This window comes from Occallatibacter sp., from assembly GCF_049582745.1.
In the GTDB taxonomy this organism is placed as follows: domain Bacteria; phylum Acidobacteriota; class Terriglobia; order Terriglobales; family Acidobacteriaceae; genus Telmatobacter.
Window position 1 is genome coordinate 83,277 of record NZ_JBAUUO010000175.1, and the last position, 18,972, is coordinate 102,248.

Consider the following 18,972-nt stretch of genomic DNA (forward strand, 5'->3'; position numbering starts at 1 on the left):
GAACCTCGTGCCGCATCCCGCGACACGTGTAGCACTGCTCCCCAAACGCCGCGCTCGTGCATGCGATCGTTTTCGCTTCTCCGACGCACGCGCGCAGCTCAATCTCCGAAGCAGCATCGACTGACGATCCGCGAACTGCATCGGTCGCTTATCCACCGCAAAAATTCCGCTCGGTAACTTCGAGCGGTTACCAAAAATACACGCAGCTTTCCTAAACTCCGATGGTTCAATAAGCATTCCCCACGTTACACTTACGAATCGCTCACAGCAGAGTTCGGCACTTTCCCCAGGAGGTCTCAAGCGTGACCGACCAGTTCACTGGCGCTGTCTCTTGCGTTCCTTTCGCCCGTTTGTCACGTTTTTTTGAAAATTCCTTGAGATCTCTACCCGGAACTTCGCAATGGGGTCTTGCCCCGGTGTGTGGCGCTGTCTCGTTCGTGGCAGCGCTGTTGCTGACAGCCACGGTCGGCGCATTCGCGCAGGCGCCAGTTCTGCAGCCTGGTTGGAATCAGCTATCGCCTGCGAATCCCCCACAGGAGCGCTATATCCACGCCATGACCTACGACGCGGGACACGGCCAGGTGGTCTTGTTCGGAGGTTTCGGTCAAGTTTCCCCTTACTACCTGAACGACACCTGGCTATGGAAGGGAAGCAGCTGGACCCAGGCAAATCCGGCGGTTAGTCCTGACCCACGCGCGGCTCACGCGCTCGTCTATGACGCCGCGCACAACAAGGTGGTGCTCTTCGGAGGAACAAGCTCCTCGACCAACCGCTTCGGCGATACGTGGACGTGGGACGGGACCAACTGGACGAATGTGACCCCCTCCAACCCGGCGAACAGTCCTTCGCCGCGCGATGCCACCGTCATGGTCTACGACGCGACTAACCACAACGTTGTTTTGTTCGGAGGGAGCGGTTCGGGCAATCTCGGCGACACGTGGACGTGGGATGGAACGAACTGGACTCAGCTGAGCCCTGGAAGCAGCCCAAGCGCCCGGGCTGATTATTCGATGGTTTACGACGTCGCGCACGGCCAGGTCGTTCTATTCGGAGGCAGCGACAATACGGGCTTTCGCAACGACACTTGGACTTGGAACGGAACAACCTGGACTCAGCTGAGCCCTGGAACCAGCCCGCCCGCACGCGACACGCAGGGAATGGCGTATGATGCGGCGCTCGGCGAAGTGATCATGTGGGGCGGCGAAGGAAGCGGCGGCTTTCTGAACGACACCTGGGCGTGGGATGGAAGCAACTGGACACAGCTGACTTCCCCCACCACTCCTCCGGTCGGGCGTTATGCTCCGAATGCCGTTGTCTACGACTCGGCGCAGAATCAACTCCTCCTGTTCTCAGGACAGAACGCAAGCCAGGTGTTCGACGATACATGGACATTCGCGCCGACGCAGAACTTCGGCAGCATCAATGTCTGTCCGTCGGGTCAGAGCACGCCCACCCCGTGCAGCAGTACGCTCACGCTCACCTACAACGTCGGGAGTGCGAGAACGCTGCAGCCAGCACCCACGGTAGTTACGCAAGGCGCAGCCGGCCTCGACTTCACGCTCGCCACCGGCAGCACCTGCTCCGGCACGCTCAGCGCCGCCACCTGCACCGTCAACGTGACCTTCACTCCGAAGGCGCCTGGACTGCGCACTGGCGCAGTGGAACTGTTTGACTACTTAGGGAACCTGCTGGTGACCACCCCGATCTATGGCGTTGGCCAGGGACCTGAAATTGTCTACGGTCCTGCGTTGAGCGGCACCACCATCCTCGGCGGCCCGTCCCTCGAAAACGTGCTCGCAACTCCAGGCTTTACGCCCAACCCTCGTGGCATGGCAACAGATGCGGCGGGCAACCTGTATATTTCAGACCCCTCGAACGGGCGTTTGTTGATGCGGACTAAGAACGGTACGACGACTACCGTGGGAACGCTTAGTTCCCCTCAGGGTGTAGCGATCGATGGAGCAGGCAATCTCTTCGTCGCGGACACTGGATTGCAAGAGGTCGTGGAGATTCCAGCCGGCTGCGCCAATGTCGCCTGTCAGGTCCCCGTCTACAATCCACCCTCGGCTGACCCGGTCGCCGTGGTGGTGGATGGGTTGGGCGATCTCTTCGTCGCCGCCCCTAGCGCGGGCGGGGTTGTAGAAGTTCCGGCCGGTTGCACAAGCAGCAGTTGCTGGATTCCCATTGGCAGCGGATGGCACAGTGTGAACACCCTGGCAATCGACGCCGCTGGAGATCTCTTCGTTCCAGACAGCAGCGCTGGGTTCGTCTCGGAGATGCCCGCTGGCTGCACCACCAATAGCTGCTGGATCGCAGTTGGCCCCGGATGGATTGCCCCCCGGGGTATAGCCGTGGACGCTGCTGGAGATCTCTTTGTGTCGGATAACACCGCGGCTGGCGGAATGGGTCAGTTGACTGAAGTTCCGGCCGGATGCTCCAGCAGCACCTGCGAAATCGCACTGGTCACCGGGATCTTCGCCTACGACCTGGCCGTGGACCAACTCGGCCAGGTTTATGTCGGGGATGGGGGCAATCATCGGATTCTGCAGATCAACCAGTCGCTCGTGCCGGTAGAGGACTTCGCCACTACGAATGTCGGCTCTTCCAGCACCGACAGTCCTCAATCGCTCACGATTCTGAATGCGGGCAATCAGACCTTGAGTGCCGCCGGTCCCGGACTCGTCACCACCGGCCCCAACTTCCTGAAAGTTGCCGGCACGGGCACTCCGGCCGACTGCACGGCGAGCTTTTCGCTGGCGCCGGGTGCGGGCTGCAATTTGAGCATCAGCTTCGAGCCGCAGTTCGGGGGCAATCTCGTCAGCACCTCAACCTTGACTGACAACAATTTGAATGCGTCTCCTGCCACGCAGACGATCGCCCTCAGCGGCTCCGCGTTCGAGCCTGCAGAGCCATTGAATCTGACGGGTGCTGGAACCGGCAGCGGGTACGTATCCTCCAGTCCCTCAGGGGTGTCCTGCAACGTGATCGCAGGCGTCGTGTCTCCGGCGTCGGGTGGATCCTGTTCACCGAGCTATCCAGGCGGAACCGGTATATCACTGCAGGAGATTCCGACATCGGGATCTACATTTACGGGCTGGGGCGGGGCCTGTGCGAGCCAGGGAACGAGTCAGGCCTGCAACATAACTACGAACATAGGCTCACCGACAGATGTTTCCGCAAGCTTCTCTCCGGTCGCCACAAGTTTCGCGCTCACGGTGACAGAAGTAGGCACGGGTTCGGGAACGGTGAGCGACGATCTATCGCAGATCAACTGCATGAGAGCCAATGGAAGCACCTCGGGATCATGTTCGGGAAGTTATGCGGGCTCGGTGTCGTTGACGTCGACCGCTACCGGCAACTCGATATTCGCCGGATGGGGCGGCGCCTGCGCGAGCTCGGGAGCGAGCCCGACATGCAGCGTGACCGTGAACACGGCGCTGAATGTCACCGCGAGTTTTGTTGCGCCGGGACCCACGCAGCCTGGGCTGATGAAGCCCATTACCGCGGGCGTTGTCTACGGCCAGGGAGGCAGCTTTACCAGCGGGACCGCGGACAACGGCGGCATAAGCGCTAACAGCCTTCAGGCCATTGATGGGGTCGTCGTGGACGCCAACGGCAATCTCTTCGTGGCCGACGGCCAAAACAACAGAGTGCTGTTCTATCCCTCCGGCAGCACCATCGCCACGCGCGTCTACGGGCAGAGTGGCAGCTTCACCTCGGGCACCGCAAACAACGGCGGAATCAACGCCAACAGCTTGAACAATCCACAGGGGCTTGCCCTCGACAGCAGCGGAAATCTCTATGTCGCCGACCAGTACAACAACCGCGTACTGTTCTACCCCGCCGGCAGCACCACCGCCACGAAGGTCTACGGGCAAAACGGCAGCTTCACCACCAACACGGCGAACAACGGCGGGGTCAGCGCCAACGGCCTCTATGAGCCCTTCGGATTAGCTGTGGATAGCAGCAGCAATCTCTACATATCTGACTACCAGAACAACCGCGTACTGTTCTACCCCGCCGGCAGCACCACCGCCACGCAGGTATACGGGCAAGGTGGAAGCTTTACCAGCGTCAATTTGAACAACGGCGGCCTCGGCGCGAACAGCTTGAACCAACCTACGGGAGTTGCCTTGGACTCGAGTGGCGATCTCTACGTGTGCGACATTTTTAACAATCGCGTGTTGTTCTATCCCTACGGCAGCACCACCGCAACGCAGGTCTACGGGCAGCCCGGGTTCACGACAAATTTCGCGAACAACGGCGGAGTCAGCGCCAACAGTCTGAACAATCCCATGTACGCCACCGTGGACTCGAGTGGCGATCTCTATGTGACCGACCGCTCCAACAACCGTGTGCTGTTCTATCCCTTCGGAAGTACCACCGCGACGCGCGTCTACGGACAGGCGAACGACTTCACCGCCAGTTCCTCCAACAACGGCGGGATCGGCGCTAACAGCTTATGGGCGCCGTTTGGACTGGCCCTCGACAACGGCGGCAATCTCTACGTAACCGACTACGCCAACAACCGTGTGCTCGAATATGGATCCTTTGGCAACGTCAATGTCTGCCCTGCCGGCCAGATCACTCCTGCACCCTGCAAAACGACCATCACGCTGAGCTACTATGCTCCGGCGCCCACCACCCTTGGCGCCGCCCAGGTCGTCACACAGGGCGCAACCGGCCTTGATTTCGCGCTCGCTGGCGGCGACACCTGCACCGGCGTCATCTCCGCGGGCAGTTCCTGCACGGTCAACGCCACATTCACCCCACTCGCTCCCGGATTGCGCTCAGGCGCAGTCACCCTCTACGACAGCACTGGCGCCCAGGTTGCCAGCTCGCACATCTACGGCATCGGCCAGGCGCCGCTAGCCGTCTTCGGCCCGGGCACGCAGATCACGCTACCGGCAACCGGGCTGAATGGCGTATCCGGCGTGGCGGTGGATGCAGCGGGCAATGTCTTCATTTCGGAGAACGCAGGGGCGGTTAAGATTTCGCCCTCTGGCGTTCAGACCGCGGTGCCCACGACCGGTATATCTCTCGCATACGATGTGGCGGTGGATGGGGCAGGGAATGTTTTCCTCGCAGATTTGGGCGGCAACAAGGTGGTAAAGGTTACACCCGGCGGCGTCCAGACCACGGTGCCCGCCATCGGTCTGTTAAATCCAACTGGCGTGGCGGTCGATGGATCGGGCGATGTCTTCATTACGGATCGAGACAACAACCGGGTGGTAGAGGTTACGCCCAGCGGCGTCCAGACCACGGTCCCCGCCAGCGGAGTGGACCATCCTTACTATCCGGCGGTGGATGCCGCCGGTGATGTCTTCTTCCTGAATTCCGGAACCGGGCAGGTGCTGAAAGTTACAGCCGGCGGGATTCAGAGCACGATACCGACGGGCGGATTGGGTGCAGGCAATGGTGTGGCCGTTGATGCAGCGGGTGATGTCTTCGTCTCGGATCAAATCAACAACGTGGTGCTGGAAGTTTCACCCAATGGCGTTGAGTCGACCGTGCCAACCAACGGGCTGAATATTCCAGCCGGCTTGGCGGTTGATGCGTTGGGCGATATCTTCATCGCCGTCAATGGTCAGACCCGTGTCGTGGAGGTGAACCGCTCGCAGGTGCCTTCCCTGGCCTTTGCTCTCACCAATGTCGGCAGCACCAGCACTGACAGCCCGCAGATCGCCACATTACAAAATGTCGGCAACCAGCCGTTGAGTGGTACAGCTACCTTCAACTCAGGCACGAGCTTCTCGATGCTCTCCACGTGCGGGCCCACGCTTTCGCTTCTTCCCGGTTCCAGCTGTTCCCTGAACTTCGGCTTCTCGCCGCAGAGCACTGGGTATCTGACGGGCTCGGCGGTTTTCAGCGACAACACGATGAATCTCTCCCCCGCGGTTTCCCTCCAGACCATCAGTCTCAGCGGCATCGGCGGTCTGAATGGCCAATCGGTCACTGCCGCAGTTCCCAACGTCGTCGGGTTTACGCAGCCCACGGCATCCTCGACCCTCACTGGCGCGGGCCTGGTCACGGGTTCCGTCAGCACGGCGGCCAGCAGCATCGTTCCATCCGGAAGCGTCATCGCCTCCAATCCCGCCGCAGGCACGCAGGTCGCGCTGGGTTCTTCCGTCAAACTCCTCATCTCCAGCGGCGCCGGACAACCGCCAGCGCCCAATCCACTCTCCTTGCTCGACAACTACTTCGTCACCGGCGACTATGCCGCCGCCGGCGTCACCCTCCGCGCAGCACCGGTCGTCAACAACGTGGTCACCGGAACCATCAGCATCCCGGCCAGCACTGGCCCCAACACTCCCGGCGTACCCACGGGCGCTGACCTCATCGATGGCTTCTTGTATTGGACAACGATCGAGAGTTCCGCAACGCCTTCCGGCGCCAACGCCATCTTCCTCGGCTATCCCATCGCCGGTCAGCAGATAGGCAGCGACCTGCCCTACACTGACACGGTCGCTTCCGTCACCGGAACCCTGCGCGTCTACCGCGCCAACGTCAACACGTACTTCCAGAATGGCGCAAACGGCATCCGCGCCGGCAGCGGCAGCTTCACCGTCTCACTGCCCGCAGGCGGCGCCAACGGCGTATCGCTCACCGAGGGCGCAAGCCTGGTCATCATCTATCGCGTCTTGTCACCCAACTTCCCCCTCAAGGCTGTCGTCATCTACGACGGCTCGGCGATCCCGCCCTCCTCGACAACCCAAAACATCCAGGGATTCTACGATGCTGCCGGCGGAGGGAACATTTCAGGCGAGGTCACGACTCTGTTCGTCGACTCCACCGGCTGGAACAATGCCTTCAGTAATCCTGCGCTCGGCCACCCCGACCATTACGACGCGCCGCTCAATGCCGGCGCTGCGTACGGCGCAGTCATTCTCTCCGCGCTGGTCAACAACCCCGACAATGACGGTATTCTCGGCGCCTGGAAGGCCGGGCCTTCCGGGAACGATTTCCATAGCGGCGAGCCCGGCTACTACGACGTGAAGACCGGAGCATGGGTCGGTCTGCCCGGCGCAAAAGCTGGACACAAGGACCTCTTCGTCCAACTCGACTACATGTGCGGCGGCATCCTCTCCGACGGATCGTGCGATCCCAACAAAGAGAATCTCTTCCCCTCGCCAGACTCGCAAGGCAACGATCCGCTTGCCATGGTTCAACAGGCATTCGCGAATGCGGGTGTCGCGCTCCATCTCCAGATCGGCAATGCCGTCCCCGAAAGCACCTGCGTCGACAGCCCCGGCCAGCCCTGCCAGTTCCCCGGCGAGCCCGGCGTCGTCGGCTGGAAGAACAGCCTCGAGTTCTCCAAGGTCTGGCCGCGCAACTTCGCTTCCTGCGCCGCCGGCAGCGATTGCTCTCCGCGCTTCCCCTACGGACAGAAAGACAGCTACCACTACGTTCTTTTCGGTCACTCCCTCGCCATACCTGCGTGGAACACGCGTTACCAGACACTCACATCCATCAATGCTGTCGCCAACGGCACAACCACCATTGTCACCACCGACCGCGGCGCTCAGGGAACCATCAACTATTGTCCGAGTCGCATCACTGTCTCCGGCATACAGGGAATGCCGAGCCTCAACGGGGTCTACGATACATCGTCCTGTCCCGACTCCCGGATCATCGTCATTCCCACTCCCTCCAGCGTCACCACCAACTGGAGCTACCCCAACAACACGCTCCCCGAACCCGTCATCGGCATCACCTCTGGAACGGTTACCAGCATCTCCGGCTACTCCGATCTCGGCGGCGCAGACTCCGCCGTCACGCTCGGCCTCTGGGAGACATCTCTGACCCAGGACATGAGCAAGAAAGCCACCGTCCTTGCCGGCACTCTCTTCCACGAACTGGGCCACACCATCGGCCTCAGCCACGGCGGCCTCTACTACGACACAGCCGGCAGTTACGTCCCTACCTTTGAAGCCAACTGCAAGCCCAACTACCAGAGCATCATGAATTACCTCTTCCAGCTCGATGGCGTGGGACCGACTTCAGCCGTTGCCTTCTCCAACCAGACACTCACTATGCTCACCCAATCCTCGTTCGGTTCCATCACCACGCTTCTTGACACTGACCCGGGATTCGTCGGCAACGCGGCCACCTTCCCAACCTCATCCTGGTACACTCCAACCGCTCCCAGTCCCACCGCCAGCTCCGCCACGCTGCACTGTGACGGCGCTCCGCTCGGCGGTGATGTTGGATACCGCGTCAATGGGTCCATCGCTCCCATTACTCCAGCCTGGTCGAACGGGCAGAACATCACCTTCGATGGACAGTCCTACTCCACCCTGCGCGGCTTCAACGACCTCTCCAACATCGACCTTCGCCAGGTAGGCGCAACCGGGGGACAGTTCGCGTCGCTGGCGAGTGTGCTTGCGTTTGGCTCCTCAACCACCCCGCTCAATATCGCTCCGGGCGGAAGTGTCTCCGTCGGTCCCGGGGGCACCGTGACTCTTGGCGCCGGCGGCTCCATCACCGTCCCTGGCGGAAACGTGACCATGCCCACCGGCGGCACCATCAGCGGCGGCGGTACCATCACCCTCGGCGGAGGCGGCAACGTAACCCTCGGCGCTGGCGGCAACACCATCCTCACCGCGGGTAGCAACGGCATCATCGCACTCCCAGCCGGCGGCAATGTCACCCTTGGCGGCGGCGGCACCATCACCCTCGGCGGTGGCGGCAACGTCACCCTCGGTGCGGGTGGCACTGTCACCCTCGGCGCGGGCGGCACCATCACGCTTCCCGCTGGTGGCGGCACTGTCACGATTCCCTCCACGGGCGGCTCTTATTTCGTGCCCGCTGGTGGAACGGTCACGCTCGGCGGCGGCGGCAACATCACCCTTGGCGCCGGTGGCAACGTAACCCTCGGCGCAGGTGGCAACGTCACGCTCGGCGCAGGCGGCAATGTCACCCTCGGCGGCGGTGGCAACGTAACCCTCGGCGCAGGTGGCACCGTCACGCTTGGTGGCGGCGGTACCGTCACTCTCAATGGCGGAGGCAACATCACCCTCGGCGGTGGTGGAACCATCACCCTCGGCGGCGGCGGCAATGTCACTCTCGGCGGCGGCGGCAACGTCACGCTCGGCGCAGGAGGAACCGTCACCCTCGGCGCCGGCGGCAACATCACCCTCGGCGGCGGTGGCAACGTCACTCTCGGAGCAGGCGGAACCGTCACCCTCGGCGCCGGCGGCAACATCACTCTTGGCGGCGGTGGAACCGTGACCCTGGGCGGCGGCGGCAATGTCACTCTCGGCGCAGGCGGCAACATCACCGGCGGCGGAACCATCACCATGAACTCACCCGGCACCGTTACCCTCGGCGCTGGCGGCGGCACAATCAACGGCACGCAGGACGGTCCGGGCATCTACCCCGTCAGTGCTGGCGGTACCGTCACTCTGGGTGCCGGCGGCAACATCACTCTCGACGGCGGCGGCAATGTCACCCTGGGTGGCGGCGGCAATGTCACGCTGGGCGCCGGCGGCAACATCACTCTTGGCGGCGGCGGCACCGTCACGCTCGGCGGCGGCGGCAACGTCACCCTCGGCGCAGGCGGCGTCGTTACGCTCGGTGGCGGCGGCAACGTCACCCTCGGTGCCGGCGGCAATGTCACGCTGGGCGGCGGCGGCAACGTCACCCTCGGCGGCGGCGGCGCGGCTTCCACTGAATTGGATTACAGCACCGCCAACTCCATCGTCCGTCCCCCGACCGCACCCACCGAGACTTCCACCACGCAAGGCGTAGTCGTCAATTGGACTGCTCCCGGGTTCGGTGTCGTCGACACCTACACCATCTACCGCAGCGTCAACGGCGGAACTCCAGTTGTGATCGGCAGTGTTAGCGGCGTTGGTGGAAATCCGCCGGCGACCACGTTCACCGACACCAACCCGCCTCTGTCCGGAACCGTTGTCTACACCATCACCACCACGCTTGCTCCAGACCCCGGCACTGCCACGCAACGACAGAGCGGACCTTCGTCTCCGGCAGTGATGACGGTTGATCAGACCATTGTTCTCGCGCCTCTGCCGAGTTCAGTGCCGCTCTCGTCATCGACACTCCCTGTCTCCGCGACTGCTGGTGTCCTTTCCAATGGAACGCTGACGCCAAACCACCAACTGGTCAGCTTCGCCGCCACTGGCTCTTGTTCCGTAGGAGCTTCGTCGCTCGATACAAGCCAGGTTGTTTCTTCGGCCACGGTGACGCTCAACGGCACCGGAAGCTGCACCATCACCGCGTCGCAGCCAGGCGACAGCACTACCATTCCAGCGCCCGCGCCTGCCTATAACGCCGCCGATCCTGTCTCCGGCACATTCATGATCGTGCCCCAGGGTTCGAACCTCACTGCGCAGACCATCACCTTCCCGCAATTGCCCAACGCGCAGTATGGCAACAGTCCGGTCTCGGTCAGTGCGACGGCCTCCCCTTCCGGCTTCACTGTCACCTTCACCGCATCGGGCCCGTGTACCATGACAGGCGCCGATAAGATCGCGATCACCGGTGCCGGCAAGTGCAGCGTTACCGCAATGGCGCCATCGGGAGTCGGTTCGGATAACAAGACCTATAGCGCAGCCTCGGCCACCCAGTTGTTCAACATCGCCCCTGCGGTCCTCACGGTTAAGGCGGGAAATCTCACCATCGCCTACGGCCAGTCGATCCCATCGTTAACGAACGACTACACCATCACCGGCTACGTGAATTCAGATACCTCGTCGGTCCTGAACAACACCGCGCCGGCTCTCTCCACCACTGCCACTTCAGCCAGCAATCCCGGCAGTTATCCCATCACGGTTTCAACCGGCACCCTTGCCGCAACAAACTACGACTTCCTCTACGTGAACGGCACCCTGACCGTTACGTACACCGGATCGGTTCCTCCATCCGGCACCACTTGCAACGGAGCGTACAGCGGCACCTTCAAAGGCAGCCTGAGCGTCAGCAAAGGCCAGAACTGCGTCTTCATCGGTGGAGGCACATCCGGCAGCATCACCGAGACCGGCGGCAATCTCGTTCTGAACGGCGCGACCGTCGGAAGCAGCGTCACCATCACCACGGGCGGCGCCTTCACCATCGGTCCGTCCACCACCATCAAGGGCAGCCTCACCATCCAGAGCCTCACCAAAAGCACGGCTACCAACCAGGTTTGCGGCGCCACGATCTCCGGCAGTCTGGTGGTTCAAACCAGCAGCGCCGCCGTCCTCATCGGTTCCGGTACGCCATCCTGTGCAGGCAACATCGTCAAAGGCAGCCTGCAGGTTGCCAGTAACCCCGCGCCTGTCACCATGGATGGAAACAAAGTCAGCGGCAGCGTGCAGGTGCAGAGTAACTCCGGAGCCACCACCATCGATGGAAACACGGTGGGCGTCAGCATGCAGGTGCAGAGCAACAGAGGAGCCACGCAGATATTCACGAACGTCATCGCCAATGCGCTGCAATGCCAGTCAAACAGTTCCATCACCGGCGGTGGAAACACCGCCCCAACCAAACAGGGACAGTGCGCAAAGTTCTAGCCGAGCACTGTTCACTGTCGACTGTTCACTGTCTACCGTTCACTGTCTACCGTTCACCGTCTACGTCAGCGCAGGTTTTGTAACAAGGGCACGGCCTTACAGGCTACGGAAGAACTCGTTGCTTTGAAAGGGCATGGCTTCAGCCATGCCGTAAGCAGCACAATATCCTCGTCGGCTTTAGCCGCTGAGGGAAATGCGCGCCATGGGCGTGAATCCACAAACGCCGGTTCCCACTAACTTCGCTCCGCGCACGCCAATACTGTCTCACTCAAGGGGTTCACCTCAATTGATGTCAATAGCCATTCGGCCAAAAATCCATCCATCTATTTGATTCTATTGCATATATTTTCTACGGAGTTTTGCAGGTTATTTCTCCGAATTCCCTACACTTGCCTTAGTACGACAAAGTGACGAAGACGGCGCGGGCGGCCTGGTGAGCATTCACCCCGGGCCGCCCATTTTTGGGGACTCCAGGCCACCATATGGGACAATCCTGCCCCTGAAACGGCGCAAACCGTCGAAAACGCCCACAAGCTCTTATTTATGAATACTTTGCGACTTAACCTGTTTGCTTCCAAGTAGTTACGACGACCCCATTTGAGGCTAACTCGCCTGCAATCAGGACTTTACCGGAAAAGGCATTTGAAGGGAGTTTCACCAACATGTTCATGGCATGTCGTCACATCAAGACCAGCGGACTCCGCTGCGAGTCCCCCGCCCTGAAGGGCGGCCCGTTTTGTTACTACCACTCCAAAACCCAATCGGTCGGCGCCGAGCCCCACCTGAAGTTTGGACCGCTGCAACTCCCCGCACCCGACGATCCCGCCGCCATCCAGCTCTCCGTTGCCCGCATCAACGACGCCGTCATCAGCGGCCGCCTCGAACTCAGAAAGGCCGCGGCTCTTTTCAACGGCCTCAGAATCGCCGCGCAGCTCATTGATAGCAAGCAGCTCTTCGACGCGGCCGAAACTGTCCAGTCCGCCGAGCAGGCCCCGGACGGCGCCGAACTCGCTCCACTCGATTATGTCTGCGAAGACGACGAGGACTGCAACGACTGTCTCTACACCGAACTCTGCCCCCGCTGCATCCATCCCGGCGACGAGGATGAAGAAGAGGACGATGACGAAGAAGAGGACGATGACGAAGAAGAAGACGAGGACGAGGACGAAGAAGAGAACGGGTAGTCCCCCGCCGCGAGACGCTTCAGTTGCCTAAACGGTGACGTATATCCAACACCAGCGGATCATCCGACGACTGCCCCCGAATGCCGAGATAGCTCCTGTAAAACTCCGCGAACCCCGCGCTCTTCATGCCCTCCCGCGCGCGGCCCTCGTAGTAGTACACGGGCGGAAAATATTCGAAAGTTGGCACGTTGTCGTCGAACAGCTCGATCGCTTCGCCGCGCCGCTTAAGGCATCGATCGAATTCGGCGTCGGCCTCGGTGAACGCCCCCGCTTCAAGGTAGGCACGCCCGAGTTCGAAGTGGCCGATCCAGGTGTCGAGCAGGTTGTTCGCGGCCGTCATCTCCCGGATCGCTTCGTTGGTATCCTTCTTCTTCATTGCGATCAGGCCCGCAATGATCTTGCCGTAAGCCTGCGACTCGCTTGACAGCGACGAAGAGAGACTGGTCTCCAGCTTTTGTGCTTTGCCCAACTCACCGGCATCGGCATACGTGCTCGCTGCCAGAAACTCAATCGGAGCAATCTGGCTCTCGGCGAGTGCCCTGTCGGTGTCGGCAAGCGCGGCGGCATGGCTTCCTTGCGATTCCTCGATCTTCGCAAGCATCACGTATTTCCTCGCTGCGCCGTCGTTGTTCTTGGCCGCAAGATCGGCGGCGGCGCCTTGCTTCAGGATGCTCACTGCGTCTGCATGTTTGTCCTGGTAGGCAGCGAGATCGGCCAGTCCTGCCGTCGCGGTGGATGCGGCGTCCGGACCAAAACTCTCCAACTGGTGATACGAATGGCTCGCATTCTCGATCTGGCCTTGCCCCAATTGCGCTTCCGCAAGCACCAGGTAGCCCTGCGCAGCCTTCGGATTGATTTGAAGCGCGGTGCGCGCCTCCCGTTCGCTCCCGGCGAAATCTCCCGCAAAGGCGCTGATGAATGCCAGGTTCAGACGCGGGCCAACGCCCTTGGGAACGATCGCTACCGCGCGTTTGGCCGCTTCCAGCGCCTTGGGCGCGTTGCGTAACTGTGTATAGCAGATCGAAAGATTGTTCTGGCCCACGCGATCGGCCGGATAGCGGGTCACGAGCCGCGTATATTCCTGCACGCAGTTCTGCCAGTCGCCTGTCACGCGATAGTACAGACCCCGGTCGCGATACTGTTCCCGCTCCGTCATGTTGTCAACGTACTGCATCGCCTGCTGCATGTACTTCACAGCATCTTCGGGCCTTCCCAGGTTCTGCGCCATGGCTGCCATGCCTGTATAGGCCCACGTAAGTTTCGGATCCAGAGCCGCGGCCTTCTGGAACGCATTGAAGGCCTCCTGGAATTTGCCCGCGAACTGTTCATCCACACCGATCGAAGCCTGGTGAACCGCCTCAAGCGAAGCCGCCTTGAAGCCGCCGCTGACCTCGGCAAATTGCACTGACGTCGGCGTCGAGTCGCCCAGCGCCTTGCGAATCGGCGCTGCCAGTTCCGGAAGGCTCTTCAGGATATCTTGCTTATTTGAAACCGTGACTTCCGATTTTGCGATTTCCTTCCCGCTCACCGCATCCAGGGCAACGGCCGAAATATCGTACTGGTCGCCGCGCAGGTCGATTTCGCCCGTAATCACCGTGTTGATGTCCTGGTTCACGGCGATCAGCCGCGCCGACTGCTCGTCCAGCTTGTCCGTGGAATGCGGAAGCTTCTCGGCCTGCTTCCGTGCGTCCCCGCGACTGTATACGTTGATGAAGCTGGCGCCCTCCAGCGCAACCCCCAGCATCTGCTCCAGAGTGTTATCCAGAATCGGGTCGCCGGTATGATTCGCAAAATCCCCAACCAGCACCGAGATCGGACCATGCGCCGCTGATTTCGCCGACTGTTGCCTCCCGATCACGTACCAGGCAATTCCGGCTGCGATCGCCACAATCAGAAAGCCCGCGATCGCGAGGCGAGGCCAGGGAAGCTCCCGAATGCGGTTCATCCGCAGCCGCGTCGAAGATGCAGAAACCTTCTTCCCTCCGCTTCTGCCTTGCCAGGCGCGGAGATCCGCATCGAGTTCCTCAGCGTTTTGGTAGCGGTTGGCCGGTTCCTTCTCGAGACATTTGCTGACAATATTGCTCAGCTGACCGGGGATGTGCTTGTCGACATCTGCCAACGGTACAGCGCGTTGTTGCGTGCGCTTCAGTAAGCTCGCGATCGCGCTTTCTGCATAAAATGGCGTGACTCCGGCCAGCAACTCATACAGAATCAGACCGAAGGTAAAGATATCCGAGCTGGCCTTCAGTTCCATGCCCTGCGCCTGCTCCGGAGACATATATTCGATCGTCCCAAGCATCGCGCCGGCGCGCGTCATTCCATCACCGGAGAGGGTCCGAGCTAATCCAAAGTCCATGACCACCACGCGGCCGCTCTTGTCGCGCATGATGTTGCCCGGCTTCAAATCCCGATGGATGATTCCTTCCCGGTGCGCCGCGGCCAACCCGCAGGCCACCTGTTCCATGATGCCGACTGCTTCCGCGACCTCCAGCTTGCCCCGTTCACTGAGTATCTGATTGAGGTTTTCACCCTCCAGGTACTCCATGGTGATGAACTTTGTCTTTCCCGCTTCACCGATATCGAAAATACGGATGACATTCCGGTCTGTGACCTGGCGCGCAAGGATCAGCTCTTGTTTGAAGCGCTGCAGAATCTCAGGATGATCCGCCATCTCGGGCCGGATTACTTTGAGCGCGACTTCCCGCTCCAGTTCAAGGTCTCGAGCCTTGTAGACGGCGCCCATACCGCCTTCGCCGAGCAACTGCAGAAGTTCATAACGTCCGCAAAGCAGTTCGCCAATCCTGGATTCGGCAGCACCCCCTCGCGGATCGGAAATCGTGCCGCGAGGGGATGGCGATCGCGGCGAAGGGGTTGCTCGAACCGAGGTTCCCGGCGGAATTGTGACGTTGGCATCCACCACCTTCGCTTGGAAATCAATAAGGGTGGCGTCAGCGTCCGCCAGCTTCCCTTCGGGAACAAATCGGGATGGAGTGTCGACAATAGTAGCGTTGGGATCGAATTGGGGGCGCTTCTCTGCGGGATTTGGGATGTTCCCAGAGGAACTTTCACCCGCAAACGGAGTTCCAATGCCCGCAGGGCCGGGCTTTCTGGGGACAGGTTTCTTATCGGACCGCGTGGAGTCACTCATGTTGAGTTCTCAGAAAACTGCCTGAAGCTGGAGGAAGCGGCAACCCTGTCGGACACGCCCTGGAACGACCACGTGTTGACATCCCGTTAAAATCATATACCTTGCACCTCAACGAGGCTGTCCTCTCCATGCAATATCTATGTCTCTCCATGCAATATCGATGTGGGGTTGTCGAGCCCTCCCCGCAATTCCGGATAGGCTGCTCCCATGAGTCCACCAGCCCATTGTCCCCTCCGCCAAAAGCATGGTTCGAACAGTTCGTATTGCGCTTCTCGAATTGAACGCTGCTTCTCGATCATGATGGCAAATGATCCGCTCCGACCACCAACGCTGTGAACCAGAATCAATTGGTCTTTCGATGCTGATTTGTCCTCGAAAACGTTAGAACCCTTTCGGGACTGCCCCGGCACGAGAAGTGTCGACGTCGCGGTGTGCTTCAGGCGCGCCGGCTTCCCCACGAGCATGCCAAAGACAGAAGATCTCTCGCTCTCGATTCCTAAACCCTTGCCGACATCTCGATGAGCAATCCGACTCACTGAGTGATTTAACGATTATGCGCTCTTCTAGAATCAGCATCATATGGTCGATAATGTGGGCCAACAGGTGTCAAGATGGGCTTTCAAGGGATTGTCGATTTGGCAAAACAGATAAGGCAGGTGGGCCGCGGACTCTTCCGCAGTCCTGGATTCACCTTCACCGGAGTGGTCACCATGGCCCTGAGCATCGGCGCTATTACGACCATGTTCAGCGTGATCAAGGCGGTTCTGCTGCGTCCGCTACCGTATCACGCTCCGGCTCGCCTCGTGATGCTTTGGTCCGCAGTGCCTAGCAAGGATATTCAGAGGAACTGGACTTCTTATCCGGACATACAGGACTGGAAGCGTGAATCCCGCAGCTTCACCGAGATTGCCGCCATGCTTCGTGTGGACACGGCGGATCTTACTGATGCTGTGCCTGTCGAACGCACCAAGGTGGGGCGAGTCTCCTCAGAATTCTTTTCCGTGCTGGGTGTTACGCCAGTACTCGGCCGAGACTGGACTCAAGAAGAGGAGGACCACCGTGTGCAGGTGGCTGTGATCAGCCACGCATTCTGGCAATCGCATTTCGCCGGCGCACGTAATGCGATTGGCGCATCGATTGAAATCGATCACAAACGAGCTATTGTCACCGGTGTAATGCCGGCTGGTTTTGATTTTCCGTCCTCAGAAACAAGCATCTGGATTCCTCTGTCGTTCATTTCAAACTGGCCCGCCTTCTTGACAGCGAGACAAGCCGATGCGTTCAATGCGATCGCGCGGCTTGAACCGGGAATCACTTGGCAGCGGGCGCAACAGGAAATGGACTCGATCAGCACAGGTCTCGGTTACCAATACCCGTTATTCGAAGCGGGAAAATCGATTAGCGTCGTGCCGCTGCCAACTGAACTCGTTCGTCCGGGGACGCGCGCCGCCCTCTGGACGCTCTTTGGCGCCGTCTCCTTTCTCTTGCTGATTGGGTGCGCGAACGTCGCCACTCTCTTACTTGCCCGTCAGAGCTCACGGGAGCGAGAGCGTGCTGTCCGGACCGCATTGGGTGCCAGCGGCGCACACCTTATCCGCTTGCAGATGCTCGAGTGCTTGCTTTTGTCGCTTTTCTCTGCTCTTCCTGGCATAGCGTTAGCAGCGGCTGCCATTCCCGTGCTCCGAGCTCTTGGCCCAACGGAAATCAGAGGCTTCGGAGACATTCACCTTGATCCAGCGATACTGACTTTCTGTCTGCTTGTTTCCCTCTTGACCAGTCTGATCTTCGGTCTTGGTCCGTCCTGGATGAATGCTCGCCGTGACCCTCACGCGGCGCTAAAGGCGGGCGGACGGACCGTTGCGGGCAGCCGCGCCCGCCGCCGCATGGGGAGCGCGTTCATGTCGTTGCAGATCGCTCTTGCAATGGTTTTGGTTACTGGCACGGGACTGATGATCCGTAGCCTCATGCGCGTGGAGAACGTGGACCTAGGCTACCAGCCTCATGGCCTGCTCTTTCTCCATCTTGACGCTCCTTCAGATCAGGACCCTGCGAAGTTTTATGACGAAGTGCTCGAACGTATCGGGGCGATACCGGGAGTACGAGGGGCAGGGGCGATCGATGCACAATTCAGCGATTATGTTCCCGATGACGTGATTGAACTGGAAGGACGTTCGCAATTTTCAAGAGACGATAAAGCGGCTACGTGCAGTTCTCATGTGGTCAGCGACGCGTACTTCAAAACTGCCGGCGTAGCGCTGCTGCGTGGCCACTACTTCTCACCCGAGGATAACGCTGGTTCTCAGCTCGTCGCTATTGTCAACCAAGCCATGGCGAGACGATTTTGGCCCGGCGAAGATCCGACAGGCAAGCGATTTCGCTACGGGGTCCCCGGTGAGAGTCCGTCCGCCTGGCGAACAGTAGTTGGTTTGGTGAGCGACACGCTTCCCAATGGTCCGGAAAGCCGCTCCTTGCCTCAATTCTTTTTACCGCAGAATCAGGCTCCGTGGACTGCGTCCATGGATGTGATTGTGCGTGGCGCGCAAGATCGGCTTTCTCTTGCAAGTAATGTGCGGGGTGCGATCTTGAGAGTTAGCCCCGACATTCCGAGGTTCGAAATCTCTACGGTCGAATCGCAACTTGAACGGCTGGGAAATCGCCGGCGTTTTCAAACATGGTTGCTTAGTGTGTTCTCGACTATTGCTCTTGTCCTTGCTGCGATTGGAACGTATGGACTGGTCTCGTACTCCGTAGCCGAGCGCACGAACGAACTCGGGATCCGCATGGCCCTGGGAGCTTCCCGCAGGGATATCCTGCGGCTGGTTCTCGGCCACTCAATCACCGTCACTGGAGTTGGGCTGTTCGTTGGCTCGACGGCTGCCCTGGTTTTCTCCCGTGCAGCCTCCGGCTTGCTGTTCGGTGTGTCGTGGGCCGACGGACTCACAATGTCCCTAACCGGTGTGCTGTTGCTTTTTGTCTCTTTGGCCGCGGCGTATGTGCCGGCTAGAGCATTTCACTAGTTACTGTGCACGGGGTCATTTGTGTTGCAAGCTAAAGGTGGCGATTGTCCGCACACCCAGATGCCGGAACCATACTCGAACGATCTGCGAGGGAAGTTCTTTGCGGCGTA

General features: G+C 60.3%; 4 protein-coding genes. 3 read left to right on the forward strand and 1 reads right to left on the reverse strand.

All coding sequences use genetic code 11. From position 1 onward, the window contains the following. The first annotated feature begins 374 nt into the window (after positions 1-374). Together WCA10_RS25240 and WCA10_RS25245 are read left to right on the forward strand one after the other, a co-directional pair. The gene (locus WCA10_RS25240; protein WP_472825320.1) at positions 375-11,513 is read left to right on the forward strand and encodes a Kelch repeat-containing protein; all 11,139 of its coding nucleotides are present in this window, start codon (positions 375-377) and stop codon (positions 11,511-11,513) included. A 662-nt stretch (positions 11,514-12,175) separates the two neighbouring features. Further along, positions 12,176-12,697 carry a hypothetical protein gene (locus tag WCA10_RS25245; protein WP_472825321.1) on the forward strand — a complete coding sequence of 174 codons (522 nt, stop codon included), beginning with the start codon at positions 12,176-12,178 and terminating at the stop codon, positions 12,695-12,697. Between the two features lie 19 nt (positions 12,698-12,716). Here WCA10_RS25245 and WCA10_RS25250 read toward each other — a convergent pair whose 3' ends face one another. Next, a complete protein-coding gene (locus WCA10_RS25250; protein ID WP_472825322.1) occupies positions 12,717-15,845 on the reverse strand; it encodes a protein kinase domain-containing protein in 3,129 nt (1,042 codons plus the stop codon). Positions 15,846-16,480: 635 nt separating this feature from the next. On the opposite strand from WCA10_RS25250, the gene WCA10_RS25255 reads away from it, so the two are divergent. Continuing rightward, positions 16,481-18,862: an ABC transporter permease gene (locus tag WCA10_RS25255; RefSeq protein ID WP_472825323.1), complete on the forward strand. Its 2,382-nt coding sequence runs from the start codon at positions 16,481-16,483 to the stop codon at positions 18,860-18,862. Positions 18,863-18,972: the final 110 nt, after the last annotated feature.

Bases quoted from the DNA above. Each gene is read 5' to 3' on its own strand.
- WCA10_RS25245 (WP_472825321.1), top strand. From the start codon at position 12,176: ATGTTCATGGCATGTCGTCACATCAAGACCAGCGGACTCCGCTGCGAG.
- WCA10_RS25250 (WP_472825322.1), bottom strand. From the start codon at position 15,845: ATGAGTGACTCCACGCGGTCCGATAAGAAACCTGTCCCCAGAAAGCCC.